Raw genomic sequence first — 24,586 nt, forward strand, 5'->3', positions numbered from 1 at the left:
TCTTAAGGAAAAAGTCGATGAAAGGCCTTGAAGGCAAGCCGCTCGTCGGCGTTAGAATGGCCAGCATCCCGCCAGCAAAAATACCGATTTCGACCCTGAAATCGCGCTTCACATTCGGTCTACGACCGCCTCTACTTAAGAAAGTTCCCCATACAAAACAAGTACTTGGAATATTTCGAATTTGCTCTACCAATCGTCGGCTGGCGCTTGTCAGCGGTTTGGGCCAACCCCAGCATCGCAGCCGTCATCCCCACAGAGAGAAACTCTCTATGAAGTATTCCTCGATACTCCTGTTGTCCCTGAGTCTGGTCGGTAGTACCGCCTTCGCAGGCGACGACACCCGCGCGGCCATCGGCGGCGCCTTGGGCGGGGTGTTGGGTTCGGTCGTCGGCGATGCGGTCGGCGGCAGCACTGGCGCCGCGATCGGTAGTGGCATCGGTGGCGCTGCGGGCGGTGCAGTCGGCGCCGGACGCGGCAACAAGACCGAAGCGGCGATCGGCGGCGGCCTCGGTGCCGCAGGCGGCAACGTCATCGGCCGGCAGATCGGTGGCAGCACCGGTGGCCTGATCGGCGCGGCCCTCGGCGGCGCCGGCGGCGGCGCGCTGGGCAACCATTATGGCGACGGCAACCGCCGCTACGACGACGATGACGACTACCGCGACCGTCGCTACTACCGCCGCGCCGGCTATCGCGATGGCTATTACCGGCATGACAACGGCCATCACTATGGCCAGTACAAGAAGTGGAAGCGCCACAAGCATCATCGTCGCTACTACGACGACTGAACCCGCCGCTCCCTACGACGCAAAGGCCGGGCCGGATGGTCCGGCCTTTGTGCGAACGACCGTATTTCCCTCCCGATTGAAACGATGAGGCACGCACGATGCGTAAATCTCTCCTGGTAATCGCGTTCGGCCTGCTGAGCGCACAAGCCGCGCTCGCCGGCGACTCCACCAAGACCGCGGTGGGCGGCGGCGTAGGCGGTGCCCTGGGCAACGTCGTGGGCGGCGCCATCGGCGGTAGCACCGGTGCCGCCATAGGCGCCGGCCTGGGTGGCGCGGCCGGCGGCGCGATGACCGCCAAGGACGGGCGCAAGACCGAAGCCGCCCTGGGTGGCGGGCTAGGCGCGGCCGGCGGTTCGGTGATCGGCAACAAGCTGGGCGGCAGCACCGGCGCGACCATAGGTGCAGGCCTCGGCGGCGCAGCGGGTGGCGCGGTCGGTAACAACCTGGGCAAGGACAACGACAGCGGTCACCGCGGCAAGAAACACCGCAAGCACAAGCATCGTTGATCGGCATGCTTGCCGAAGCTGATGTGTAAAAGCCCCGCGAACGCGGGGCTTTTACTTTCTACCGTTCGTCAGCCTTTCGGTGCCGTTTTCAACTCGTCGCGAACGATCAGGACGCCACGCGGCGCCTCGATCCCGACCCGGGCCTGGTTGCCGATGATATCGGTGACCAGGATCCGGATGCCGCCTTCGCGCAATTGCCGAATCAGTTCCTCCGCCGGGTAGTCGGCCTTGAGGGACAGGGTGATGCCTTCGCCTTCTCGGCGGGAGAGTATCAGGAAACCCATGTTCCGCGTCCTTGCCAGTCATAGCAGGGGCAAACCGGCCCCTTTGGTGAATGAAATGGTGTGGAGGGATGGTCACAGAACATTGCTCCAGCGTCGAGACTGCAAACGTTCAATCAGAAATGTCCCATCCAGCGCTTCCTGTTCGCCTCACGCCATGTCATGGATTGTCGCACCGGGCTCGCTTTGCTAGCGTGCCGGACATCAATTCCATCCGAGATTTCCAGATGCGCCCGTCGTTCGCCAGTTGGGGCCTGCTTGCCCTCCTGCTCCTGCAAGGCCCGTTGCTCCAGGCCCAGCCGCTGTCACCGGCTCTCCAGCAACTGTTGAGCCTGAGCAGCCAGCGTTTGCAACTAGCCGATCAGGTAGCCCAGAGCAAGGCCCAGTCGGGCAAGGCGGTACAGGACAGCCCGCGGGAAGAACAACAGTTGCAGATGCTCGCCGGACAAGCCGGGAGCCACGGGGTCGGCGCCGAGCAGGTGCGCCTGCTGTTCGCCGCGCAGATCGAGGCGAACAAGCTGGTCCAGTACCGCCTGCTCAGCCGGCCGCTACCGGACGCTGGCCAGGCGGTCGACCTGGAGCGCATCCGCAGCCGCCTCAATCAGCTCAACCTGGAGCTGCTGCGCGGCTACGCCCCGGCGCTCGCCGAACTGCGCGTCGACGACTGCCGGCCGAGGCTCAACCAGGCGCTGCAACGGCAGGTACGCGTCGATCGCCTGGACGAGCTGCACGCCATCGCCCTGTCACGGGCGGCGGGCGATCTCTGTCACTGGGCCGAGCTCTGAAGCGCGGCCAGCGCATCGCGTAGTTCCTGCGGAATGGCCACCGGGCGGCTGCTTCGGCGCTCCACGAAGACATGCACGAAACGCCCGGCCGCGCAGGCCTCCCGCTGCCCTTCGAGGAACAAGGCCAGTTCGTACTGCACCGAGCTGTTGCCCAGGCGCGCCACCCGCAGGCCCATCTCGATCCGCTGGGGGAAGGCCACCGGCGCGAAATAGTCGCAGCTGGAACTGACCACCAGGCCGATCACTTCGCCGCCCTGGATATCCAGGCCGCCGCGCTCGATCAGGTAGGTATTCACCGCCGTGTCGAAGAACGCATAGTAGGTCACGTTGTTCACGTGTCCGTAGATGTCGTTGTCGTGCCAGCGCGTGGTGATCGGCTGGAAATGAAGGTACTGCTCGCGCAGCGGTCGCAGGGCGGTCGCCATGCCCGGTCCTCGTAGAAGGGATTCAGTATGCCGCGCGATAGATCGCCAGGGCATCCGCCTCGCCGACCTCGCGCGGGTTGTTGACCAGCAGACGCTGCTGGAGCATCGCGTCGGCGGCCAGGCGCGGCAGCATCGCCTCGTCCACCCCGGCGTCGCGCAAGCGGCTCGGCAGGCCGTTGCGCGGACTGAGCTGGGCCAGTTCGTCGATCAGCTGCACGGTAAGCGCGTCGCGATCGCCCGGACGCAAGCGGTCGCCCAGCAGCAGCGGCGCCAGCTCGGCATAGAGTCCAGCGGCAGCGGGAGCGTTGAAACGGATCACCTCCGGTAGCACCAGCGCATTGCTCAGGCCGTGGGGAATGTGGAAATGCCCTCCCAGCGGATAGGCCAGGGCATGCACCGCCGCCACCGGCGCATTGGCGAAGGCCTGCCCGGCCAGGCAGGCGCCCAGCAGCATGGCCTGGCGCGCCTCGCGGTCGCCGCCGTCGCCTACCGCGCGTTCCAGGTTGGCCGCCAGCAGGCGCAACGCCTCCCGCGCCAGCAGGTCGGACAGCGGGTTCTTCTTCAGTTTGCTGGTATAGCTCTCGATCGCATGCACCATCGCGTCGATACCGGTCGCCGCGGTGACCGCCGGCGGCAAGCCGAGGGTCAGGTCGGCGTCGAGCAGCGCCAGGTCGGGCAGCAAGTGGGGCGAGACCACGCCCATCTTGGTGGTCTCGCCGGTGGTGACGATGGCGATCGGCGTCACCTCGGAGCCGGTCCCGGCGGTGGTCGGCACCTGGATCAGCGGCAGGCGCGGCCCGCGTGCGTTGCCGACCCCGAAGACCTCGCCGAGCCCCTGCCCTGCTTCTGGGTGGGCGAGCAGCGCGACCAGCTTGGCTACGTCCATGGAGCTGCCGCCGCCGAAACCGACCACCAGCTCGGCAGCCATGCCCCGCGCCCGCCCGAGCGCGGCCTCGACCACCGACTCGGGCGGATCGGCGAGCACCTGGTCGTACACCTCGACGGCCAGGCCCAGGCGCGGGAAGCCGGGCAGGATCGCATCCAGCAAGCCGAGCCGGGTGATCCCCGGATCGGTCACGATCAACACGCGGCGCGCCCTTCGCTCGCGGCAGAGTTCAGCCAGGCGGATGGCGGAGCCGACCTCGCAGAGGATCTGCGCGGTAGTGGCGAAACTGAAAGCTTGCATATCGGTCTCCCTGGGCGAGACGCCCGTCAGAACGAGAAATGCTCCTCGGGCAGGGCCATCAGGCAGTCGGCGCCGCCGAGCAAGGCTTCGCGGTGCATGCTCGCCCGCGGCAGGATGCGCCGCAGGTAGAAATCGGCGCTGCGCAGCTTGGCCCGATAGAAATCGCCCTCGCCGGAGCCGCCGTCCAGCGCTTCCTGGGCTCGTGCAGCGGCTTGCAACCAGAGGGCCGCGAGCAATACGTAGGCGCTGTACTGGAGGAAGTCCACCGAAGTGGCGCCGATCTCCTGGGGATCGCGGGCGCAGGCCTCGAGTACCTGGCCGGTGAGCTGCCGCCACTCCTCCAGGCGTTGCAGCACCGGCTCGACCAGCGGCGCCAGTGCAGCACGCCCTTGCAGCGCCTCGCTGGCCGCCGCCAGTTCGCCTTGCAGCGCCAGCAGTTCGCCGCCCTGGTCGCCGAGCAGCTTGCGGCGGACCAGATCGAGCGCCTGGATGCCATTGGTGCCTTCGTAGATCTGGGTGATGCGACTGTCGCGCATCAATTGCTCCATGCCCCATTCGCGGATGAAGCCGTGACCGCCATAGACCTGTACGCCGAGGCTGGCGACTTCCTGGCCGACATCGGTAAGGAAGGCCTTGACGACGGGAATCAGCAGCGCTGCACGGCGCGTCGCCGCGCGCCGGCCGTCGGCATCCGGATGGCCGTGTTCCAGGTCGAGCTGGCGTGCGCAGCAGGCCGCCAGCATGCGGCAGCCTTCGACCAGGGTCTTCTGGGTCAGCAGCATGCGCCGCACGTCGGGGTGCACGATGATCGGGTCGGCGACCTTGTCCGGTGCCTGCGGGCCGACCAGGGCGCGCGACTGCAGGCGTTCGCGGGCGTAGCCGAGGGCGCCCTGGAAGGCCCGTTCGGCGATACCCAGGCCCTGCAGGCCGACCTGGAAGCGCGCGTCGTTCATCATCGTGAACATGCAGGCCAGGCCCTGGTTCGCTTGGCCCAGCAGCCAGCCCCTGGCGCCGTCGAAGTTCATCACGCAGGTGGAAGCGCCCTTGATCCCCATCTTGTGCTCGATGGCGCCGCACCCCAGGCTATTGCGCTCGCCCAGGGAGCCATCGGGATTGGCGACGAACTTCGGCACCAGGAACAGACTGATGCCCTTCACCCCGGCCGGCGCGTCCGCCAGGCGCGCCAGCACCAGGTGGACGATGTTCTCGGTGAGGTCCTGCTCGCCACCGCTGATGAAGATCTTGCTGCCGCTGATCGCGTAGCTGCCGTCGGCCTGCGCCTCGGCGCGGGTGCGCAGGAGGGCGAGGTCGGTGCCGGCCTGGGGTTCGGTCAGGCACATGGTGCCGGCCCATTCGCCGCTCACCAGCTTGGCCAGGTAGTCGCGCCGCAACGCCTCGTCGCCATGCTTGTACAGGGCCAGCACGGCGCCCTCGGTCAGCCCCGAATAGACGCGGAAGGACAGGCTGGCGGCCATCAGCATCTCGTGGAAGCACGCGGAGACCATCTGCGGGAAGCCCTGGCCGCCGTACTCGGTGGGTCCGGTCATGCTCGCCCAGCCGTTCTCGCTGTACTGCCGGTAGGCTTCGCGAAAGCCGGTGGGGGTGGTCACCACGCCATCCTTCAGCTTCGCGCCTTCCTCGTCGCTGTTGCGATTGAGCGGCGCCACCACCTGGCCGGTGTAGCGCGCGCCTTCCTCGAGCACGCCGTCGATCAGTTCGCGATCGATGCCGTTGCCCAGCAGTTCGCAATGCGCGCCGACATCGAACAGTTCATGGAGAACGAAGCGCATGTCGCGCAAGGGGGCCTGGTAATCCATCTCAGCGCGCCTCCTGCAGGTCGGCGAAGGCTCCGCCCTCGGCGGCCAGGCGCTCGACCAGGGACGCCGGCTTCCAGCGCGCGCCGTGGCGCTGTTCGAGGAAACGCAGGCGTTGCAGCAGCTCGGCCGCGCCGAGACGATCGGCCCAGGCCATGGGACCGCCCTCCGCGGCGGGGAAGCCGTAGCCGTTCAGGTAGACAGTGTCGATGTCGGCGCTACGGGCGGCGATACCCTCGTCGAGGATCTTCGCGCCCTCGTTGACCAGCGCCAGCAGGCAACGCTCGAGGATTTCCTCGTCGGCGAAATCGCGCCGCGGGTAGCCCAGCGTCTCGGCAACCCGGAGCACCAGGGCATCCACCTCGGTATCGTGCTCCGCCTGGCGGCTGCCCGGCGCGTAGCGGTAGTAACCGGCACCGCTCTTCTGGCCGAAGCGGCCCAGCTCGCAAAGGCGGTTGTCCACCTGCACGGCCGGCTGGTCCTGGCCGACCCCGGCCAACTCGCGGGCGCGCCACTCCAGGTCGATACCGACCACGTCGTACATGCGGAACGGCCCCATGGCGAAACCGAACGCCTGGAGAGCCCGGTCCACCTGGTACGGCAGGGCGCCTTCCAGCAGCATCAGGCGGGCCTCGGTGGCGTAGGGTTCGAGCATGCGGTTGCCGATGAAGCCGTGGCAGTTGCCGGCCACCACGCTGACCTTGCCCATCCGCTCGCCCAGCGCCAGGGCCGCCTCCAGCACCGCCGGCGCGGTCTGCGCGCCGCGCACGATCTCCAGCAGCCGCATGATGTGCGCCGGGCTGAAGAAGTGCAGGCCGAGCACCTGGCCCGGACGCGCGGTGACCGCGGCGATGGCGTCGATGTCCAGGTAGGAGGTATTGCTGGCCAGCACCGCGGAGGGCTTCAGCGCCGCGTCCAGCTCGCGGAAGATCGATTGCTTGAGTTCCAGGTTCTCGTAGACCGCCTCGATCACCAGGTCCGCCTCGCGCATCGCGGCGAGGTGCTGGACCGGCGTGATGCGGGCGCGGCGCGCGGCCGCTTCCTCTTCGCCGATGCGCCCCTGGCGCACGTGGTGCGCGTAGGTGTCGGCCACGGCGCCGAGCGCCTGGTTGAGCATCTGCGGGTTGCTGTCCAGCCACTGCACGTCGAGACCGGCGTTGGCCAGGCACATGACGATACCGCGACCCATGGTGCCGGCGCCGATCACCGCGGCCTGGCGGAAGGAAAAGTTCTGGCTCATGGTCTTGTCCTCGTTGTAGCGAGCGCAGGAGGAACGGTGGACGAAACCTGGGGCAGTCCGACCGCACAAAAAGCGACCACTACCTTAGGGGAAGGTCGTACTATTTTTGAAATTTAGTCTTGTGATAGCTGGAATTCAGGCAGTGAATATCCAAACCTTCGACCTCAACCTGCTACGCGTCCTTGACGCGCTGCTGCGCGAACGCAACGTCTCGCGCGCGGCGGAGCGCCTGGCGCTGAGCCAGCCGGCAGTAAGCAATGCGCTGAACCGCCTGCGCGAGCTGCTCGACGACCCGCTGCTGGTCCGCGCCGGTCGTGCGATGCAGCCGACGCCCCGGGCGCTGGCGCTGGAAGCGCCGATCCGCGCGGCGCTGCGGCAGATCGAACAGAGCCTGGGCGACGGCGAGGGCTTCGATCCGGGGCGCAGCCGGCAGCGCTTCACCGTAGCGGTGACCGACTACGTCGAACTGATCTGCATGCCCGCCCTGATGCGCCGCCTGAGTGAGCGGGCGCCGGGAATCTCCATCGCCATCCAGCACCTGACCCCGACCTTGCCGGCCGAGGCGCTGGACAAAGGCGAACTGGACCTGGTGCTAGGCCGCTTCGAAAACGTCCCGGCGCGCTTCCAGCGCCGCCATTGGGCCAGCGAGACCCTGCAACTGGTCGCCCGGCGTCAGCACCCGCTGCTGGCGCAGGCTCCCGACCTGGCCACCTTCCTGGAGCTGCAGCACCTGTGGGTGCACGGCGGGCAGACCAAGGGGATGGTCGACCAGTGGCTGGGCAGCCAGGGGCTCAAGCGGCAAGTGGCCTACACCACGCCGAACTACCTGCAGGCAGCGCACATCGCCGCGTACAGCGACCTGGTCGGCGTCCTGCCGCGACAACTGGCGCACTACTTCGAACGATTGCTGCCCCTGCAATCGTTCGACCTGCCGTTCGACCTCGGCCCGTTCCACCTGGAACTGGTGTTTCTGGCCCAGCGCGAACGCGACATCGCCCTGCAATGGCTGGTCGAACAGATCCGCCAGGTCGGGGCCGCCGGACCGGACTAGGGGAATCCGGGCAGTCAGAAGCGGTCGCGAATGACCAGTTCTTCCCGCGGCAGCTTGCCGCTGCGCGGCCAGGGTTCAACGGCCTTTTTCCCGACCGCGACCATCAGGCCGATCACATGGTTGTCCGGCAGGTTGATCAGCCGGGCCACGGCATCGAAGTCGAAACCATCCATCGGACACGAATCCAGGCCCTGGCCGCGGGCGACCAGCATCAGGGTCTGCGCCAGCAGGCCGCAGCTGCGCATGGCTTCGTCGCGCTGTACCTGGGGCTTGCCGCGGTAGTAGGTGTCGATGGCGCCTGCCATGAACGCCTGTACCGCCTCGGGAGCACCGTCCCAGACCCGCTGCGCGTTGCGCTCCCAACTGTCGAGCTGGGCGCACACCACCACCAGCATCGCCGCGTCGGTGACCTGCGCCTGGTCCCAGGCCACTTCACGCAACTGCACGCGCAATTGCGGATCGCTGACCTCGACCAGCCGCACGTGTTGCAGGTTGAAGGCGGAAGGCGCATGCAGCGCCAGGTCCAGGAGATGGTCCTTCTCTTCGCGAGTCAGGCTGAAGGATGAGTCGTAGCCCTTGATGGCACGGCGACTACGAACGGCGTCTTCGATATGCATGGGGGAAATCCACTGCGAGGGAACAAAGGGGCACCCACTCTAGGGCATTGGCGAGAAGATAAACCAGACTTCAATAAATCCGACGCAGCCCCACAGCAGCTACTTACAGAATTAAGACTAGGACTATTCCTAGGAAGGAATTTTCCTAAGGAATTGTCCTATATTCCACTCCAATGCCAGCGCCTGGGAGAGGGCCCCTCCCGGGACGCACGAACGCAGAAAAATAAGGATGAACTCACGTAGGAGTAAGCTCATGAACAGGATGGGCCAACTGGCTTTGTTCGGTCTTCTTGTAGGAACTTCCAGCAACCTGTTCGCCGCCCCCGGCAGCATCAGCGGCGTCATCCGCTTCACCGGCGCCATTGTCGAGCCACCATGCTCGATGAGCGCTCCCCGCCAAGACGAAAGCAAGGGCAGTTTCCACCTCAGTGGCTGTCCCATGCAGGCGCGCACCGCAGATGTCAGCATCCGTTCGATGAAGACCGGCGAGGTGCGCCACTTGCAACCCAGCGATACGGTCATCGGTGAACGGGATTTCTCGGCGCGCTATGAGCTGGCCGGAAGCGGTCGCCGCTCCGGCAACTACCTGATCACCGTCACCTACCCCTGACGTTCGCCCATGAAAAAACCGCCCGAAGGCGGTTTTTTCATGGTGCCGAAACGTGGCTTACAGCTGCGGGCCGGCGGCCTTGATCGCATCGGAAACCTCGAATTTCTTGAAGTTTTCGATGAACTGCTTGGCCAGGCCCTTCGCCGCCTCGTCGTAGGCAGCCTTGTCAGCCCAGGTGTTGCGCGGGTTGAGCAGATTGGTCTCGACGCCCGGAACGGCCTTCGGCACGTCCAGGTTGATGATGTCCAGGTGCTCGGTTTCCGCGCCGATCAGCGCGCCGCTCTGGATCGCCGCGATCACGCCACGGGTGGTCGGGATGTTGAAGCGCTTGCCGACGCCGTAGCCACCGCCGGTCCAGCCAGTGTTGACCAAGTAGACCTTGGAGCCGAAGGCCTTGATGCGCTTGATCAGCAGCTCGGCATAAACGCCGGCCGGACGCGGGAAGAAAGGAGCACCGAAGCAGGTGGAGAAGGTCGACTTGATACCGCCGCCGGAACCCATCTCGGTGGAGCCGACCAGCGCGGTGTAGCCGGACAGGAAGTGGTAGGCCGCCTGCTCATTGTTCAGGATCGATACCGGCGGCAGTACGCCGGTCAGGTCGCAGGTCAGGAAGATCACCGCGTTGGGCTCGCCGCCGAGGTTCTTCTCCGAACGCTTCTCGACGTGCTCCAGCGGGTAGGCGGCGCGGCTGTTCTGGGTCAGGCTGTCATCGGCGTAGTTGGGCACGCGCTCTTCGTCGAGAACCACGTTCTCCAGCACGGCGCCGAACTTGATGGCTTTCCAGATGACCGGCTCGTTCTTCTCGGACAGGTCGATGCACTTGGCATAGCAACCGCCTTCGACGTTGAACACCACGCCCTCGCCCCAGCCGTGCTCGTCGTCACCGATCAGGTAACGGCTTTCATCGGCGGACAGGGTGGTCTTGCCGGTGCCGGACAGGCCGAAGAACAGGGTCACATCGCCCGCTTCGCCGATGTTGGCAGCGCAGTGCATCGGCAGCACGTCGCGCTCGGGCAGCAGGAAGTTCTGCACGGAGAACATGGCTTTCTTCATCTCGCCGGCATAGCGCATGCCTGCGATCAGCACTTTCTTCTGGGCGAAATTGAGGATCACGCAACCGTCGGAGTTGGTGCCGTCGCGCTCGGGCACGCATTCGAAGTTGGCGACATTGAGGACCTGCCACTCGTCCTTGCCGGCCGGGTTGTACTGCTCCGGCTCGATGAACAGGCAACGGCCGAACAGATTCTGCCAGGCGGTAGCGGTGGTCATCTTCACCGGCAGGTAGTAAGCCTCGGCGGAACCTACATGAACATGGGAAACGAAATGGTCCTGGGCGTTGTTGAACGCTTCCACGCGGGCCCACAGCGCATCGAACTTGTCGGCCGGGAACGGACGGTTGATGTTGCCCCAGGCGATCGCGTCCTTGGTGCTCGGCTCTTCGACGATGAAACGGTCGACCGGCGAACGGCCGGTGCGATGGCCGGTACGTACGACCAGCGAGCCGTTGGCGGCCAGTTCGCCCTCACCGCGGCGAATGGCTTCTTCTACCAGTTGGGCGGCGCTGATATCGGTGTACACGGCGTTGTTGGCTTGCGTCATGTGGTTCCCCGTCGGCCAGAGGCCGAGTCCTCCAAACTTCGTAGCGCTTCAAAAAACTCACTACAGGAAAAAAGTGGCGGGATTATGCCAGAAAAGCCCGCTGGATGAAAAATCGTCAGTGGCGGGTCTCGGAAGGCCCCTGGCTGCCAGCGCCAGCGAACAACTGGGCGACGTCGGAGGCGTCGAACAGGTAGCGCTGGTTGCAGAACTGGCAGTCGATGCTGATCGAGCCTTCTTCCTCCTCGAGCAGCCGCTCGCAGTCGGCCTGCCCGAGACTGACCAGGGCGTTGGCCGAACGTTCCCGCGAGCAACTGCAATGGAAGACCAGCGGTTGCGGCTCGAACAGGCGCACGGTTTCCTCGTGGTAGAGGCGGTGCAGGACGGTCTCGTTGTCCAGCGCCAGCAGCTCTTCGGCGGTCAGCGTGTCGGCCAGGGTGGTCAGGTGCTGCCAACTGGCCTCGCGGGCCTCGGGGTCCTTCAGGCGGTCGGCGGGAAGCTGCTGCAGCAGCAGGCCGCGGGCACGGCGGCCGTTGGCGTTGAGCCAGAAACGGGTCGGCAGCTGTTCCGAGCTGGCGAAGTAGTTGGACAGGCATTCCGCCAGGTTCACCCCCTCCAGGGCGACGATCCCCTGGTAGCGCTGGCCCTTGACCGGGTCCACGGTGAGGGTCAGCACGCCTTCGGGCATCAGTTCCTGCATGCCGGCGTCGGCGCCGATGGACTCCGCCGAATAGCGGGCCAGGCCACGCACCTGGCGGTCGCTGGAACACTCCACCATCAACAGCGGAACCGCGCCGCTGGAGCGCGCCTGCAATACCAGCAGGCCGTCGAACTTGAGCGTGCCGCAGAGCAGCGAGGCCGCCGCGAGCATCTCCCCGAGCAGCTGCGCGACCGGTTCCGGATAGGGATGTTTGGCCAGCACTTCGCTGTAGCTGCGCTCGAGATCGACCATCTCGCCGCGCACGTCGGTATCGTCGAAAAGGAAACGCTGGCTCTGATCTGAATGGGACATGCGGGACACAACGCTACGAATGAGGGAATGACAAGTGAGTGACAAAGGCCTATAAAAGCGCGCTTCGTGACAGTCGTACGCCGACCCGGCGCCGATAGGGGGAAACGATTTTATGGATAATGCCTCTCCGTTCCAAGCGGCCTGGCAATGGCGCAAGTTCGCCATCTGTCATCTTCTGGCGCTCCTGCTGCTGATCCTGTGGCTCTGGGGCCCCACCCGCGAGCTGATGAACGGCTTCGACTTCTGGCTCTTCGACAAGCTCAACGGCTCCCTCGCCCTCAACGAAACCTGGCTGAAACTCTGGGGCCTGCTCAGTACCCGACCGTTCGACGCGGTGGTCGGGGTGATCCTGCTCTGCCTGCTGATTCGCGGCGACTGGCTGCTGCCGGCGAACCAGGTACGGCGGCTGACCTTCGGCTTCATCGTGACCCTGCTGATCCTGGTGGTGATCCGCGTGCTCTACGCGAAGATCGCCCACCACCTGCACTGGCAGCACGCCAGCCTGTCCATGCTGATGGACAAGGCCATCCACCTCAGCGACCACTTCCCGGACTGGGAACGCGTGTGGGAAATCAAGGACCGCTCCAAGCGCAGCTTCCCCGGCGACCACGCCTCGGTGCTGCTGGTCTGGGCGCTGTTCATGTCGCTGTTCGCTCGCCGCGCCGGGCAGTTCCTGCTGATCTGGACCCTGGCCGTGCTGTTCATGATGCCGCGCCTGGTAGCCGGCGCGCACTGGGGCCAGGACGACTACATCGGCGGCCTGCAGATGGCCCTGCTGGCCCTCGCCTGGGGCTGCTACACACCGCTGGCGGCGAAGGCCAGCGGCTGGCTGGTGCAGGTGACCGAACCGCTGTTCCGCCTGCTGGCGAAATTGCCGCTGATCGGCCGCCTCGGCGTGGTCCGCGACTCGGCCTGAGGCCATCCCGGTCTCCCCTGCGGGAGACCGGCGCTTCTCAGTCCTGGCCGCCGCGCAACTGGTGGATCTGCCGCCGCTGCTTCTTGCTCGGCCGCCCCTCTGTCTGTACGCCCAGCGCCCCGGCCTTGCGCATGGCCGCCGCGCGCTCGCGGCTTGCCACGCTGTCCGCGGTTTCCTCGTAGAGAGCCTGGGCCTCCGGCGCGCCACGCCGGACTACGGAAAGCGCGCGAATGGTCACGGTTCGCTCGTCGAAGCCCGTACGAATGGTCAACTCCTCCCCTACCCTGGGTTCCTTGCTCGGCTTGCACCGCTCGCCCCGGCAATGCACCTTGCCGCCCTCTATCGCGGCCTTGGCCAGCGCCCGGGTCTTGAAGAAGCGCGCCGCCCAGAGCCACTTGTCCAGGCGCACCTTGTCGTCGTCTTTCTCGCTCACTGGCATTTCCCGTATTCGTTCCGCCGCTGTCTCGCGACTGTCATCGACAGCCGCTAGGTTCGTCTTCGGCATCCTCGGGCAGCCGTCTGGCGGCCGCCCATAGCCCTGCTAGAATGCCGGCAAAACGCCTGGAATGCCTACCCGTGAAGACATTCGACCAGCTTTCCGTCATCGGTCTGCGCGAGTGGATCGCCTTTCCCGAACTGGGCATGGTCGGGCTGCGCGCGAAGATCGACACCGGCGCCAGCACCTCCAGCCTGCATGCCTCGGACATCGTTCCCTTCGAGCGCGACGGCGAGAAGTGGGTGCGCTTCACCGCCCACCTCGGCACGCTGGTGCAGCGCCGGCACCGTTGCGAAGCGCCGATGGTCGCGCGCAAGAGCATTCGCAGCTCCAACGGCCAGGCCCAGACCCGCTACGTGATCCGCACCACCCTGGCGCTGGGCGATCGCATGTGGCCGGTAGAGTTCACCCTGGCCTGCCGCAAGTCCATGCGCTATCGCGTGCTGCTCGGCTCCAAGGCGCTGATCGCCGGGCAACTGGTGGTCAACCCGGCCCTGGCCTACGTCCAGGATCGTCCCGAGTCGCCGGCCGCCCTGCCCGCGGCGACGAGCATCGACCTGCTCGACGGGAGCCCGGTTTGAGCCATTCGCCGGCAGCACCTGTCCAACCTCCATCCATTCCCGAAACGGCCGGTCCGATGCCTGCCGCGACGACAACCCACAGCCTCGCCGCCGCTGCCCGCCAGCCGGTCCAACCCATCCACAGGTGCTGAATGAAAATCGCCGTGCTGTCGCGCAATCCCCGGCTCTACTCGACCCGTCGCCTGGTGGAGGCCGGGCGGGAGCGCGGCCATGAAATGGTGGTCATCGATACGCTGCGCGCCTACATGAACATCGCCAGCCACAAGCCGCAGATCCACTACCGGGGACAACCGCTGGAGGGCTTCGACGCGGTGATCCCGCGCATCGGCGCCTCGGTGACCTTCTACGGCTGCGCGGTATTGCGCCAGTTCGAGATGATGGGCGTGTTCCCGCTCAACGAGTCGGTCGCCATCGCTCGCTCGCGGGACAAGCTGCGCTCGCTGCAACTGCTGTCGCGCAAGGGCATCGGCCTGCCGGTGACCGGCTTCGCTCATTCCCCGGACGACGTCCCGGACCTGATCGAGATGGTCGGAGGCGCACCGCTGGTGATCAAGCTGCTGGAGGGCACCCAGGGCATCGGCGTGGTCCTCTGCGAAACCGAGAAGGCCGCCGAATCGGTGCTCGAGGCTTTCATGGGGCTCAAGCACAACATCATGGTCCAGGAGTACATAAAGGAAGCCGGCGGCGCCGACATCCGCTGCTTCGTGGTCGGCGACAAGGTGATCGCCTCGATGAAGCGCCAGGCAGCGCCCGGCGAGTTCCGCTCCAACCTGCACCGAGGCGGCAGCGCCAGCCTGATCAAGATCACCCCGGAAGAACGCATGACCGCCATCCGCGCCGCCCGCGTGATGGGCCTGAACGTCGCCGGGGTGGACATCCTGCGCTCCAACCATGGTCCGCTGGTAATGGAGGTGAACTCCTCGCCGGGCCTGGAAGGTATCGAATCCACCACCGGCAAGGACATCGCCGGGATCATCATCCAGTACCTGGAAAAGAACGGCGGCCCCCACCTGGCCAGGACGAAGGGAAAGGGGTGAGCCGGACCAGACAACGCATGCGTTGTCCCGGCCCATCGGACGCACCGCATTACGCTGGCGATCCCGGCCTCGACAGAAGGTCCATGCCACGCTTGAATGAAGCATCGCCGCAACCGATGCCGGAAACCCCGCCGAACCCTGGGCTATTCCGGCACTCGAATCCTTTCCTGACGCTTCACGGAATCGCCGCATGACCTCTCGTCCTTCCTCCGACCAGACCTGGCAGCCCATCGACGGCCGGGTGGCGCTGATCGCGCCAGCCTCGGCCATCGCCACCGACGTGCTGGAGGCGACCCTGCGGCAACTGGAAGTGCACGGCGTGGACTACCATCTCGGCCGCCACGTCGAAGCCCGCTACCGCTACCTCGCCGGGACGGTCGAGCAGCGCCTGGAAGACCTGCACAACGCCTTCGACATGCCGGACATCACCGCGGTCTGGTGCCTGCGCGGCGGCTACGGCTGCGGCCAGTTGCTGCCGGGCCTGGACTGGGGGCGCCTGCAGGCGGCCTCTCCGCGGCCACTGATCGGTTTCTCCGACATCTCGGTGTTGCTCAGCGCTTTCCACCGCCACGGCCTGCCTGCGATCCACGGCCCGGTGGCCACCGGTCTCGGTCTGTCGCCGCTGAGCGCCCCCCGCGAGCAGCAGGAGCGGCTAGCCTCTCTGGCCTCGGTCAGCCGCTTGCTGGCCGGAATCGACCATGAACTCCCGGTGCAGCACCTCGGCGGACACAAGCAACGCGTCGAAGGCGCGCTGATCGGCGGCAACCTCACCGCCCTGGCCTGCATGGCCGGCACACTCGGCGGCCTGCACGCCCCGGCGGGGTCGATCCTGGTCCTGGAGGACGTCGGCGAACCCTACTACCGCCTGGAGCGCAGCCTCTGGCAATTGCTCGAAAGCATCGACGCGCGCCAGCTCGGCGCGATCTGCCTGGGCTCGTTCACCGATTGCCCGCGCAAGGAAGTCGCCCACAGCCTGGAGCGGATCTTCGGCGAATACGCCGCCGCCATCGAGGTGCCGCTCTACCACCACCTGCCCAGCGGGCATGGTGCGCAGAACCGAGCCTGGCCTTACGGGAAGACCGCGGTGCTCGAGGGAAACCGGTTGCGCTGGTAGGGACGGGGCGCGCCCTTCTCCGTAAGCGCGAGAGGGGGCGGGAAGTGCCGCTGGAACGGCACAAACCCGTCGGGTATCAGGCCGCGCCGCGCGGCAGCAGCAACCCCAGCGGCAGGCAGACCCGCGCTTCCAGGCCGCCGCCATCGCGGTTGCGCAGTTCGACGCTGCCGCCGTGCTGGGCGGCGATGCGCTTGACGATCGCCAGGCCGAGGCCGGTGCCCTTGCCGCCACGCGCCTTGTCGCCACGGATGAAGGGATTGAAGATGCTGTCCACTTCCGCGGGATCGATGCCCTGGCCGCGATCGAGCACGCTCAGCACCACGTAGGGCGCCGCGCTTTCGCCGGCCACGTAGCTGGCCACCTCCACCGAACCGCCGCCGTGGTTCAGGGCATTGTCGATCAGGTTGCCCAGCAGACGCTTCATCGACACACGCCGCAACGGCATCGCCGGTACCGGTTGCAAGGCCATGCGCACCTGCTCGCGAGTCTGGTTGAACGGCGCCACGACCTCGCGCACCAGGTCGGTCAGGTCGCCCTCCTCCACCGGCTCGTCGCGGCCGTCGCGGATGAAGGCGAGGAACTGGTCGAGGATCGCGTCCATGTCCTCGATGTCGCGGATCATGTCCTCGACCATCTCCCGTTCGCTCTCCGGCAGCAACTCCAGCGACAGGCGCAGGCGCGTCAGCGGGGTGCGCAGGTCGTGGGAGACACCGGCCAACATCAATTCGCGTTCGCGCCCGCCCTGCTCGATGTCCTCGGCCATCTGGTTGAAGGCGCGATACACCTCGGCCATTTCACTCGGCGTCTCCGGTCCCAGCGGCAGGCGCACGCTGCGCCCCTGGCCGAACTGGCGGGCGGCGACCACCAGGCGCTTGAGCGGCTGGCTGAGCTGGCGGACGAAGATCCAGGCGGCGGCGGTGGAGAGCAGGCCGATGCCGAGGAACCAGCCGAGCACGCTCCAGATCCGTTGGCCACGCAAGGGATGCGGATACAGCGGCACCGCCAGCCAGCCTTCGCCGAGGCTCGGTGCGCGCACCCAGAGCTGCGACGGCTGGTGGATACGCAGGCGGGTCTCGGTGTCCGGCCCCAGCTCCATCTGCATCTGCCGCTGGAAGATTTCCGTGTACGGCCAGTGCTGCTCGCCGGGCTGGTCGGCGCTGCTCGGCACCCAGCGCAGGCCGGAAGCCTTGGCGATGGCCGCGCGCGACTCCTCGTCGGCAGCCCAGAACGCGCGGATGGTCAGCGCCGCGCCGTGGCTGTACTGGCGGTCGACGATCACGTCCTCGTTCATCAGCAGGTAGACCAGGGTCAGCGCCTTGGAGAACAGCACGACGATCAGCACCAGCCAGAGGGTGCGGGCGAAGAAGCTTTGCGGGAACCAGAGCGGCGTTTTCATCGATCGGACCGGTTGCGCGCCGGCGGACGGGGCCGACGCCTGTTGCGGGTAAGACGACGCGGCCGGTGCATCGCTGCACCGGCCGCGCGGAGACTCAGGCCTTGCGCGCGTTGCCGTCCGGCACGAACACGTAGCCGACGCCCCAGACCGTCTGGATATAGCGCGGCTTGGACGGATCCGGCTCGATCAGCCGGCGCAGGCGCGAGATCTGCACGTCGATGGAACGCTCCAGGGCATCCCACTCGCGGCCACGGGCGAGGTTCATCAGCTTGTCCCGGGTCAGCGGTTCGCGGGCGTGCTGCACCAGGGCCTTGAGCACGGCGAACTCGCCGGTGGTCAGCATGTGTACCTCGTCGCCCTTCTTCAGTTCGCGGGTGGCGAGGAACAGCTGGTAGTCGCCGAAGGTCACCACCTCGTCGGCACCGGCAGGCGCGCCGGGCACCAGCGGCGCCTGGCGGCGCAGCACGGCCTTGATCCGCGCCAGCAGTTCGCGCGGGTTGAACGGCTTGGCCAGGTAGTCGTCGGCGCCCAGTTCCAGGCCCTGGATGCGGCTGCCCTCGTCGCCCTTGGCGGTGAGCATGATGATCGGCACCTGGTTGTTCTGTTCGCGCAGGCGGCGGCAGGCAGTGAGGCCGTCCTCGCCGGGAAGCATCAGGTCGAGCACAACCAGCTGGAACAGTTCGCGGGATAGAAGGCGATCCATCTGCTCGGTGTTCTCCACCGCGCGGACGCGGTAGCCCTGCTCGTCGAGGAAACGTTCGAGCAGGCGGCGCAGGCGGGCGTCGTCGTCGACGACGAGGATCTTTTCACCTTCGGCCAGGGCGGCAGGGTTCGACATAGAAACTCCCAGAATGAGTCAGGCGGGCATTATCGCCCAGGTAGCGGCTGGGCCGGACTGTCCATTGTTAGCAGATTTTTCCCCGACCAGCCGCCCTCCAAGGCGAAACTTGGCAGGTATAATGCGGCGCTTTTGCGGCGGGGCGTTGTCTACACGGCCCGTTTTCGTTCGTTTTACCAGGTGGATCAATGGACAGCATCAACACCCGTATCGCCGAAGAGCTCTCCGCACTGCCCTCCGGCCGCGTTCAACCGCAGCAAGTCGCCGCTGCCGTCGCCCTGCTCGACGAAGGCTCCACCGTTCCCTTCATCGCCCGTTACCGCAAAGAGGTCACCGGCAGCCTCGACGATACCCAGTTGCGCATGCTGGAAGAGCGCCTGCGCTACCTGCGCGAACTGGAAGAACGCCGCGGCGCGATCCTCGCCAGCATCGAGGAACAGGGCAAGCTGACCCCCGAACTGGCCCGCGACATCAAGCTCGCCGACACCAAGACCCGTCTCGAAGACCTCTACCTGCCTTATAAGCAGAAGCGCCGCACCAAGGGCCAGATCGCCCTGGAAGCCGGCCTCGGCGCGCTGGCCGACGCACTGTTCGACGACCCGACCCTGGTCCCGGAAAGCGAGGCCGCGCGTTTCGTCGACGCCGAGAAAGGCTTCGCCGACGTCAAGGCGGTGCTGGAAGGCGCCAAGTACATCCTCATGGAGCGCTTCGCCGAAGACGCCACGCTGCTCGACAAGCTGCGCGTGTTCATGAAGAACGAAGCGACCCTGACCGCCCGCGTGGTCCCCGGCAAGGAACAGGAAGGCGCCAAGTTCAGCGACTACTTCGAACACGATGAGCCGCTGAAAAGCGCCCCGTCGCACCGCGCCCTGGCGATCTTCCGCGGACGCAACGAAGGCATCCTCAGCGCCTCGCTGAAGGTCGGCGAGGAAGCGCCGGGCACCCTGCACCCATGCGAGGTCATGATCGCCGAGCGCTTCGGCCTGTCCAACCAGGGCCGCGCCGCCGACAAGTGGCTGGCCGAGGTGGTGCGCTGGACCTGGAAGGTCAAGCTCTATACCCACCTGGAAACCGACCTGTTCGGCGAGCTCCGCGACGGCGCCGAGGACGAGGCGATCAGCGTGTTCGCGCGCAACCTGCACGACCTGCTGCTGGCCGCCCCGGCCGGCCCGCGCGCCACCCTCGGCCTCGACCCGGGCCTGCGCACCGGGGTCAAGGTCGCGGTGGTCGACGCCACCGGCAAGCTGCTGGACACCGCCACCGTCTACCCACATGCGCCGAAGAACCAGTGGGACCAGACCCTCGCCGTGCTCGCCGCGCTGTGCGCCAAGCACCAGGTCGAGCTGATCGCCATCGGCAACGGCACCGCCAGCCGCGAGACCGACAAGCTGGCCGGCGAACTGATCAAGAAGTATCCGGGCATGAAGCTGACCAAGATCATGGTCAGCGAAGCCGGCGCATCGGTGTATTCCGCCTCCGAACTGGCGGCGAAGGAGTTCCCCGAGCTGGACGTGTCCCTGCGCGGCGCCGTATCCATCGCCCGTCGCCTGCAGGACCCGCTGGCGGAGCTGGTGAAGATCGAGCCCAAGTCGATCGGCGTCGGCCAGTACCAGCACGACGTGTCCCAGCTGAAGCTGGCGCGTAGCCTGGACGCGGTGGTCGAGGATTGCGTGAACGCCGTCGGCGTCGACGTCAACACCGCCTCCGCCGCCCTGCTGGCACGCATCTCCGGCCTCAACTCGACGCTGGCGCAGAACATCGTCGCGCACCGCGACGCCAACGGAGCGTTCCGCACCCGCGACGAGCTGAAGAAAGTCAGCCGCCTGGGCGAAAAGACCTTCGAGCAAGCCGCCGGCTTCCTCCGCGTGATGAACGGCGACAACCCGCTGGACGCCTCGGCGGTGCACCCGGAGACCTATCCGCTGGTGCAGCGCATCGCCGCCGACACCGAGCGCGACATCCGCTCGCTGATCGGCGACTCGGCGTTCCTCAAGCGCCTCGACCCGAAGAAGTTCACCGACGAGACCTTCGGCCTGCCGACCGTCACCGACATCCTCAAGGAACTCGACAAGCCCGGCCGCGACCCGCGTCCGGAGTTCAAGACCGCAGAATTCCAGGAAGGCGTCGAGAGCCTCAAGGACCTCAAGCCGGGCATGGTCCTGGAGGGCGTGGTGACCAACGTCACCAACTTCGGCGCGTTCGTCGACATCGGCGTCCACCAGGACGGCCTGGTGCACATCTCGGCGCTGTCCGAGAAGTTCGTCAAGGATCCGTACGAAGTGGTCAAGGCCGGCGACATCGTCAAGGTCAAGGTCATGGAAGTGGACATCCCGCGCAACCGTGTCGGCCTGTCCATGCGCATGAGCGACACCCCCGGCGAGAAGGTCGAAGGCCAGCGCGGCGGGCGTCCCACCGGCAGCGGCCAGCCGCGCCAGGAGCGTGGCGCCCCGCGCGGACAGAGCGCGCCGCCGGCGAACAACGCCATGGCCGCGCTGTTCGCCAACGCCAAGCAACTGAAGAAGAAGTGACGGAGCCGTCCATGAGCGAGATGCCCGCCCGCGAGCAGATGATCAGCGCCTACAGCGAACTGGTCGGCCTGGACCCGGTCAGCCTCGGCGACGGCGTCGCCGAGGTACGCCTGCCGATGGCCGCGCACCTGCGCAACCGCGGCGGGGTCATGCACGGCGGCGCGCTGTTCTCGCTGATGGACGTGACCATGGGGCTGGCCTGCTCCAGTTCCCATGGTTTCGACCGCCAGAGCGTCACCCTGGAATGCAAGATCAACTACATCCGCGCCGTCGCCGACGGCGAGGTGCGCTGCGTCGCCCGCGTCCTCCATGCCGGGCGCCGCAGCCTGGTTGTGGAAGCCGAGGTGCGGCAAGGCGACAAACTGGTCGCGAAAGGACAAGGTACCTTCGCCCAGTTGTAAACCGGCGCGGCCGCCATGCGGCAGAATGGCGCGCAACGGCGATCCCGATCCGTGCCGGGCGCCCGCCTCGACGGCTCCCGCCGAAGTCGCGGCGACCGGCCCCAGGACGAAGCGAAAACGCATTTACGTCCTCCCTCTTGTAGACCGCTCGGTCCACCCTCATATTGGGGCGACCGATCTGGGACGCGATCACAAGGAATCCCGACTTGAGCGATCTTCTCTCCCGCCGCCTGGCTCTGCTCGGCGCCGCAGCCAACCTGCCCCTGCTGACCGAGTGCCTGCATGGCATCGAGCGCGAATGCCTGCGAGTCGATAGCGACGGCAAGCTGGCGCTCACCCCCCACCCCCGGGCCCTGGGTTCGACCCTGACCCATCCGCAGATCACTACCGACTACTCCGAGGCCTTGCTGGAGTTCATCACGCCCACGGAAACCGACGTCGCCGACACTCTGGGCGATCTCGAGCGCATCCACCGCTTCGCCAGTTCGAAACTGGACGGCGAATACCTGTGGAGCCCATCGATGCCCTGCGAGCTGCCGGACGAGGAGAGCATCCCGATCGCCCGCTACGGCAGCTCGATGATCGGCCGCCTGAAGTACGTCTACCGCAAGGGCCTGGCGCTGCGCTACGGCAAGACCATGCAGTGCATCGCCGGCATCCACTACAACTTCTCCCTGCCGGAGAGGCTCTGGCCGCTGCTGCGCCAGGCCGAAGGCAGCGAGCTGTCGGAACGCGACTACCAGTCCGCCGCCTACATCGCCCTGATTCGCAATTTCCGCCGCTACAGCTGGCTGCTGATGTACCTGTTCGGCGCCTCGCCGGCCCTCGACGCCGGCTTCCTGCGTGGCCGCCCGAGCCAGTTGGAGCGCCTCGACGAACACACGCTCTACCTGCCCTACGCCACCAGCCTGCGGATGAGCGACCTGGGCTACCAGAACAACGCCCAGGCCGGCCTGACGCCCTGCTACAACGACCTGCAGAGCTACATCGACAGCCTGCGCCAGGCGGTCAGCACGCCCTACCCGCCCTACGAGAAGGTCGGCACCAAGCAGGATGGCGAATGGGTGCAGCTGAACACCAACATCCTGCAGATCGAGAACGAGTACTACTCGAGCATCCGGCCAAAGCGCGTCACCTACACCGGCGAGCGTCCGGTGCAGGCCCTGGCCGCTCGCGGCGTGCAGTACGTGGAAGTGCGCTGCCTGGACATCAACCCGTTCCTGCCGCTGGGCATCGACCTGGACGAGGCGCGCTTCCTCGACGCCTTCCTGCTGTTCTGCGCGTTCAGCGACAGCCCGCTGCTGAACGGCGAGTGCAGCGACGCCACCGACAACTTCCTCGCCGTGGTCAAGGAAGGCAGGCGGCCGGGCCTGCAATTGCAACGTCGCGGCCAGCCGGTGGAATTGCAGGTCTGGGCGAACGAGCTGCTCGAACGAATCGCCGACACCGCGGCGCTGCTCGACCGCGCGCGCGGCGGCGAAGCCCACGCGGCGGCGCTGGCAGCGCAGCGGGCGAAGGTGGCCGATGCGGAACTGACGCCTTCGGCGCAGGTGCTGAAGGTCATGCGCGAGCGCGGCGAGAGCTTCGAAGCGTTCTCCCTGCGCCAGAGCCGCGAACACGCGGAGTATTTCCGCCAGCATCCGCTGGCCGCCGAAGAGCAGGCACGCTTCGAGAAGATGGCCAGCGACTCCCTGGCCGAACAGACGGAGCTGGAACGCGACCAGGATGGCGACTTCGATACCTTCGTCGCCGCCTACCAGGCGAGCATCCTCGGCCTGATCAGCAACTGAGCGAAGCCGGCGCGCCCAGGGACGCGCCGGCGGATCACAGGCTCTTCTCGAATACCTGCGAATTGCGCTGGAAGTTGTACAGCGAGGCCCGCGCCGCCGGTAGCCGCTCTACGCTGCTGGGCTGGAAGCCGCGCTCGCGGAACCAGTGCGCGGTCCGCGTGGTGAGCACGAACAGGGTCTTCAGGCCGAGTCCGCGCGCGCGCTCCTCGATCCGCTCCAGCAGTTCGTCGCCACGCCCGCCGTGGCGGTACTCCGGGTTGACCGCCAGACAGGCCAGCTCGCCCGCCTCGGAATCGGCGATCGGGTAGAGCGCGGCGCAGGCGATGATCAGCCCTTCGCGCTCGACGATGCTGAACTGTTCGATCTCGCGTTCCAGCACCTCGCGGGAACGGCGTACCAGGATGCCCTGCTCTTCCAGCGGGCGGATCAGCTCGATCAGCCCGCCAACGTCCTCGATGCCCGCCTCGCGCAACTGTTCGAACTGCTCTTGGGCGACCAGGGTGCCGTTGCCGGTGCGGGTGAACAGCTCGCTGAGCAGCGCGCCGTCCTCGGTGTAGCTGACGATATGGCTGCGCTTGACCCCGGCCCGGCAGGCCTGCGCCGCGGCGTCCAGCAGCTCGGCCTGGTAGCTGTTGCCCAGCCGTTGCAGGTGCGCGGGCACCTGCTGCGGGCGCAGTTCGCGGACCAGCTTGCCGGATGCGTCCAGCAGGCCCTGTTCGGCGCCGTAGAGAATCAGCTTTTCCGCTTCCAGGTCGATGGCGGCGCGCATGGCCACGTCTTCGCAGGCCAGGTTGAAGATTTCCCCGGTCGGCGAGTAGCCCAGCGGCGAGAGCAGGACGATGCTGCGCTCGTCGAGAAGGCGGCCAATGCCCTTGCGGTCGATGCGACGGACCTCGCCGGTATGGTGGTAGTCGACACCCTCGACCACGCCGATCGGCCGCGCGGTGACCAGGTTGCCGCCAGCGACCCGCAGGCGCGCGCCCTGCATCGGCGAGGCGGCCATGTCCATCGACAGCCGCGCCTCGATGGCGATGCGCAGGCTACCCACGGCGTCGATGACGCACTCCAGGGTCGGTGCATCGGTCACTCGCAGGTCGCGGTGATAGCGCGGAGCCAGGCCGCGCGCGGCCAGGCGCGCCTCGATCTGCGGACGCGAACCGTGCACCAGCACCAGGCGCGCACCGAGGCTGTGGAGAAGGACCAGGTCGTGGACGATATTGCCGAAATTGGGATGCTCCACCCCTTCGCCGGGGAGCATGACCACGAAGGTGCGGTCCCGGTGCGAGTTGATGTAGGGCGAAGCGTGACGTAACCAGTTGACGTAGTCGGGCATGGTGGGGAAAGCCTGTCGTTTCGTGAGCGAGAGCAAAGCGTGAGCGGCCGGGACGGCCCGAAGGGCGCCGTTATCGTCGTCGCAGCAACATCGACAGGCTTCTCCTCACTTTCTGGTTAACGAGACGGATGGATCACGCGCGAGTTTAAACCCTCGGCGGCCCCCCGGCCGCGGGATTCGCCCATGGTACGGGGCCTGGGGCTGGAACGAACCGTTTTACCATTATTTTTGAAAAAAACTATCCGAAA

24 protein-coding genes are annotated in these 24,586 nt (G+C 66.7%); 12 read left to right on the forward strand and 12 right to left on the reverse strand.

The window, feature by feature from the left end:
- Positions 1–269: 269 nt before the first annotated feature.
- The gene (locus LE197_RS26070) at positions 270–785 is read left to right on the forward strand and encodes a hypothetical protein (protein WP_003100049.1); all 516 of its coding nucleotides are present in this window, start codon (positions 270–272) and stop codon (positions 783–785) included.
- A 98-nt stretch (positions 786–883) separates the two neighbouring features.
- The gene (locus tag LE197_RS26075; protein ID WP_003100051.1) at positions 884–1,291 is read left to right on the forward strand and encodes a glycine zipper domain-containing protein; all 408 of its coding nucleotides are present in this window, start codon (positions 884–886) and stop codon (positions 1,289–1,291) included.
- Positions 1,292–1,359: 68 nt separating this feature from the next.
- Here LE197_RS26075 and LE197_RS26080 read toward each other — a convergent pair whose 3' ends face one another.
- The gene (locus LE197_RS26080; protein WP_003096222.1) at positions 1,360–1,575 is read right to left on the reverse strand and encodes a carbon storage regulator; all 216 of its coding nucleotides are present in this window, start codon (positions 1,573–1,575) and stop codon (positions 1,360–1,362) included.
- 224 nt (positions 1,576–1,799) lie between these two features.
- On the opposite strand from LE197_RS26080, the gene LE197_RS26085 reads away from it, so the two are divergent.
- A complete protein-coding gene (locus tag LE197_RS26085; RefSeq protein WP_003114063.1) occupies positions 1,800–2,357 on the forward strand; it encodes a chorismate mutase in 558 nt (185 codons plus the stop codon).
- On the opposite strand, the gene LE197_RS26090 is transcribed toward LE197_RS26085, so the two are convergent.
- The 4 genes from LE197_RS26090 to LE197_RS26105 are packed head-to-tail and all read right to left on the reverse strand — an operon-like array spanning position 2,339 to position 7,022.
- On the reverse strand, positions 2,339–2,782 hold the full coding sequence (locus tag LE197_RS26090) for an acyl-CoA thioesterase (RefSeq protein WP_003120407.1): 444 nt from the start codon (positions 2,780–2,782) through the stop codon (positions 2,339–2,341). The genes LE197_RS26085 and LE197_RS26090 overlap by 19 nt on opposite strands.
- Positions 2,783–2,804: 22 nt before the next feature.
- A complete protein-coding gene (locus LE197_RS26095) occupies positions 2,805–3,968 on the reverse strand; it encodes an iron-containing alcohol dehydrogenase (protein ID WP_023108868.1) in 1,164 nt (387 codons plus the stop codon).
- Positions 3,969–3,994: 26 nt separating this feature from the next.
- On the reverse strand, positions 3,995–5,785 hold the full coding sequence (locus tag LE197_RS26100) for an acyl-CoA dehydrogenase C-terminal domain-containing protein (RefSeq protein WP_003135996.1): 1,791 nt from the start codon (positions 5,783–5,785) through the stop codon (positions 3,995–3,997).
- Position 5,786: 1 nt separating this feature from the next.
- Positions 5,787–7,022 (reverse strand): 3-hydroxyacyl-CoA dehydrogenase, encoded by a 1,236-nt coding sequence (locus LE197_RS26105; protein ID WP_023108869.1) that lies wholly within the window; start codon positions 7,020–7,022, stop codon positions 5,787–5,789.
- Positions 7,023–7,164: 142 nt separating this feature from the next.
- Between LE197_RS26105 and LE197_RS26110 the strand changes: the two genes are divergently transcribed.
- On the forward strand, positions 7,165–8,073 hold the full coding sequence (locus tag LE197_RS26110; RefSeq protein WP_003096239.1) for a LysR family transcriptional regulator: 909 nt from the start codon (positions 7,165–7,167) through the stop codon (positions 8,071–8,073).
- A gap of 14 nt (positions 8,074–8,087) precedes the next feature.
- On the opposite strand, the gene LE197_RS26115 is transcribed toward LE197_RS26110, so the two are convergent.
- Entirely contained in the window at positions 8,088–8,690 is a 603-nt protein-coding gene (locus LE197_RS26115; RefSeq protein ID WP_003100063.1) for a nitroreductase family protein, read from the reverse strand.
- Between the two features lie 253 nt (positions 8,691–8,943).
- Here LE197_RS26115 and LE197_RS26120 point away from each other — a divergent pair, with 253 nt between their 5' ends.
- Positions 8,944–9,300 (forward strand): hypothetical protein, encoded by a 357-nt coding sequence (locus LE197_RS26120; protein WP_003109981.1) that lies wholly within the window; start codon positions 8,944–8,946, stop codon positions 9,298–9,300.
- Between the two features lie 57 nt (positions 9,301–9,357).
- Here the strand turns inward: LE197_RS26120 and LE197_RS26125 are convergent, their stop codons facing one another.
- The gene (locus tag LE197_RS26125) at positions 9,358–10,899 is read right to left on the reverse strand and encodes a phosphoenolpyruvate carboxykinase (RefSeq protein ID WP_003109982.1); all 1,542 of its coding nucleotides are present in this window, start codon (positions 10,897–10,899) and stop codon (positions 9,358–9,360) included.
- A 115-nt stretch (positions 10,900–11,014) separates the two neighbouring features.
- Positions 11,015–11,908: an Hsp33 family molecular chaperone HslO gene (gene hslO / locus LE197_RS26130; protein WP_003096245.1), complete on the reverse strand. Its 894-nt coding sequence runs from the start codon at positions 11,906–11,908 to the stop codon at positions 11,015–11,017.
- Between the two features lie 112 nt (positions 11,909–12,020).
- On the opposite strand from hslO, the gene LE197_RS26135 reads away from it, so the two are divergent.
- A complete protein-coding gene (locus LE197_RS26135) occupies positions 12,021–12,824 on the forward strand; it encodes a phosphatase PAP2 family protein (protein ID WP_003100069.1) in 804 nt (267 codons plus the stop codon).
- Between the two features lie 37 nt (positions 12,825–12,861).
- Here LE197_RS26135 and LE197_RS26140 read toward each other — a convergent pair whose 3' ends face one another.
- Positions 12,862–13,257 carry an RNA-binding S4 domain-containing protein gene (locus LE197_RS26140; protein ID WP_003120401.1) on the reverse strand — a complete coding sequence of 132 codons (396 nt, stop codon included), beginning with the start codon at positions 13,255–13,257 and terminating at the stop codon, positions 12,862–12,864.
- 209 nt (positions 13,258–13,466) lie between these two features.
- Between LE197_RS26140 and LE197_RS26145 the strand changes: the two genes are divergently transcribed.
- From LE197_RS26145 to LE197_RS26155, 3 genes are all read left to right on the forward strand, one after another.
- Positions 13,467–13,901 (forward strand): ATP-dependent zinc protease, encoded by a 435-nt coding sequence (locus tag LE197_RS26145; protein ID WP_003146534.1) that lies wholly within the window; start codon positions 13,467–13,469, stop codon positions 13,899–13,901.
- A gap of 131 nt (positions 13,902–14,032) precedes the next feature.
- Positions 14,033–14,938 carry a 30S ribosomal protein S6--L-glutamate ligase gene (gene rimK / locus LE197_RS26150; protein WP_003096254.1) on the forward strand — a complete coding sequence of 302 codons (906 nt, stop codon included), beginning with the start codon at positions 14,033–14,035 and terminating at the stop codon, positions 14,936–14,938.
- Between the two features lie 190 nt (positions 14,939–15,128).
- The gene (locus tag LE197_RS26155; protein WP_003100070.1) at positions 15,129–16,052 is read left to right on the forward strand and encodes an LD-carboxypeptidase; all 924 of its coding nucleotides are present in this window, start codon (positions 15,129–15,131) and stop codon (positions 16,050–16,052) included.
- A 76-nt stretch (positions 16,053–16,128) separates the two neighbouring features.
- On the opposite strand, the gene amgS is transcribed toward LE197_RS26155, so the two are convergent.
- On the reverse strand, positions 16,129–17,448 hold the full coding sequence (amgS, locus tag LE197_RS26160; protein WP_003096258.1) for a two-component system sensor histidine kinase AmgS: 1,320 nt from the start codon (positions 17,446–17,448) through the stop codon (positions 16,129–16,131).
- Positions 17,449–17,542: 94 nt separating this feature from the next.
- Entirely contained in the window at positions 17,543–18,286 is a 744-nt protein-coding gene (gene amgR, locus LE197_RS26165; RefSeq protein WP_003096259.1) for a two-component system response regulator AmgR, read from the reverse strand.
- A 188-nt stretch (positions 18,287–18,474) separates the two neighbouring features.
- On the opposite strand from amgR, the gene LE197_RS26170 reads away from it, so the two are divergent.
- The 3 genes from LE197_RS26170 to gshA all read left to right on the forward strand — a co-directional run bounded on the left by LE197_RS26170 (position 18,475) and on the right by gshA (position 23,005).
- Entirely contained in the window at positions 18,475–20,814 is a 2,340-nt protein-coding gene (locus LE197_RS26170; RefSeq protein ID WP_003457766.1) for a Tex family protein, read from the forward strand.
- A 38-nt stretch (positions 20,815–20,852) separates the two neighbouring features.
- Positions 20,853–21,215 carry a PaaI family thioesterase gene (locus LE197_RS26175; protein ID WP_042115369.1) on the forward strand — a complete coding sequence of 121 codons (363 nt, stop codon included), beginning with the start codon at positions 20,853–20,855 and terminating at the stop codon, positions 21,213–21,215.
- Positions 21,216–21,421: 206 nt separating this feature from the next.
- The gene (gshA, locus tag LE197_RS26180; RefSeq protein WP_003109990.1) at positions 21,422–23,005 is read left to right on the forward strand and encodes a glutamate--cysteine ligase; all 1,584 of its coding nucleotides are present in this window, start codon (positions 21,422–21,424) and stop codon (positions 23,003–23,005) included.
- Between the two features lie 34 nt (positions 23,006–23,039).
- Here gshA and argA read toward each other — a convergent pair whose 3' ends face one another.
- Positions 23,040–24,338: an amino-acid N-acetyltransferase gene (gene argA / locus LE197_RS26185; RefSeq protein ID WP_003096265.1), complete on the reverse strand. Its 1,299-nt coding sequence runs from the start codon at positions 24,336–24,338 to the stop codon at positions 23,040–23,042.
- Positions 24,339–24,586: the final 248 nt, after the last annotated feature.

The organism is Pseudomonas sp. PS1(2021), from assembly GCF_020405165.1.
GTDB classification, from domain to species: Bacteria; Pseudomonadota; Gammaproteobacteria; order Pseudomonadales; family Pseudomonadaceae; genus Pseudomonas; species Pseudomonas aeruginosa.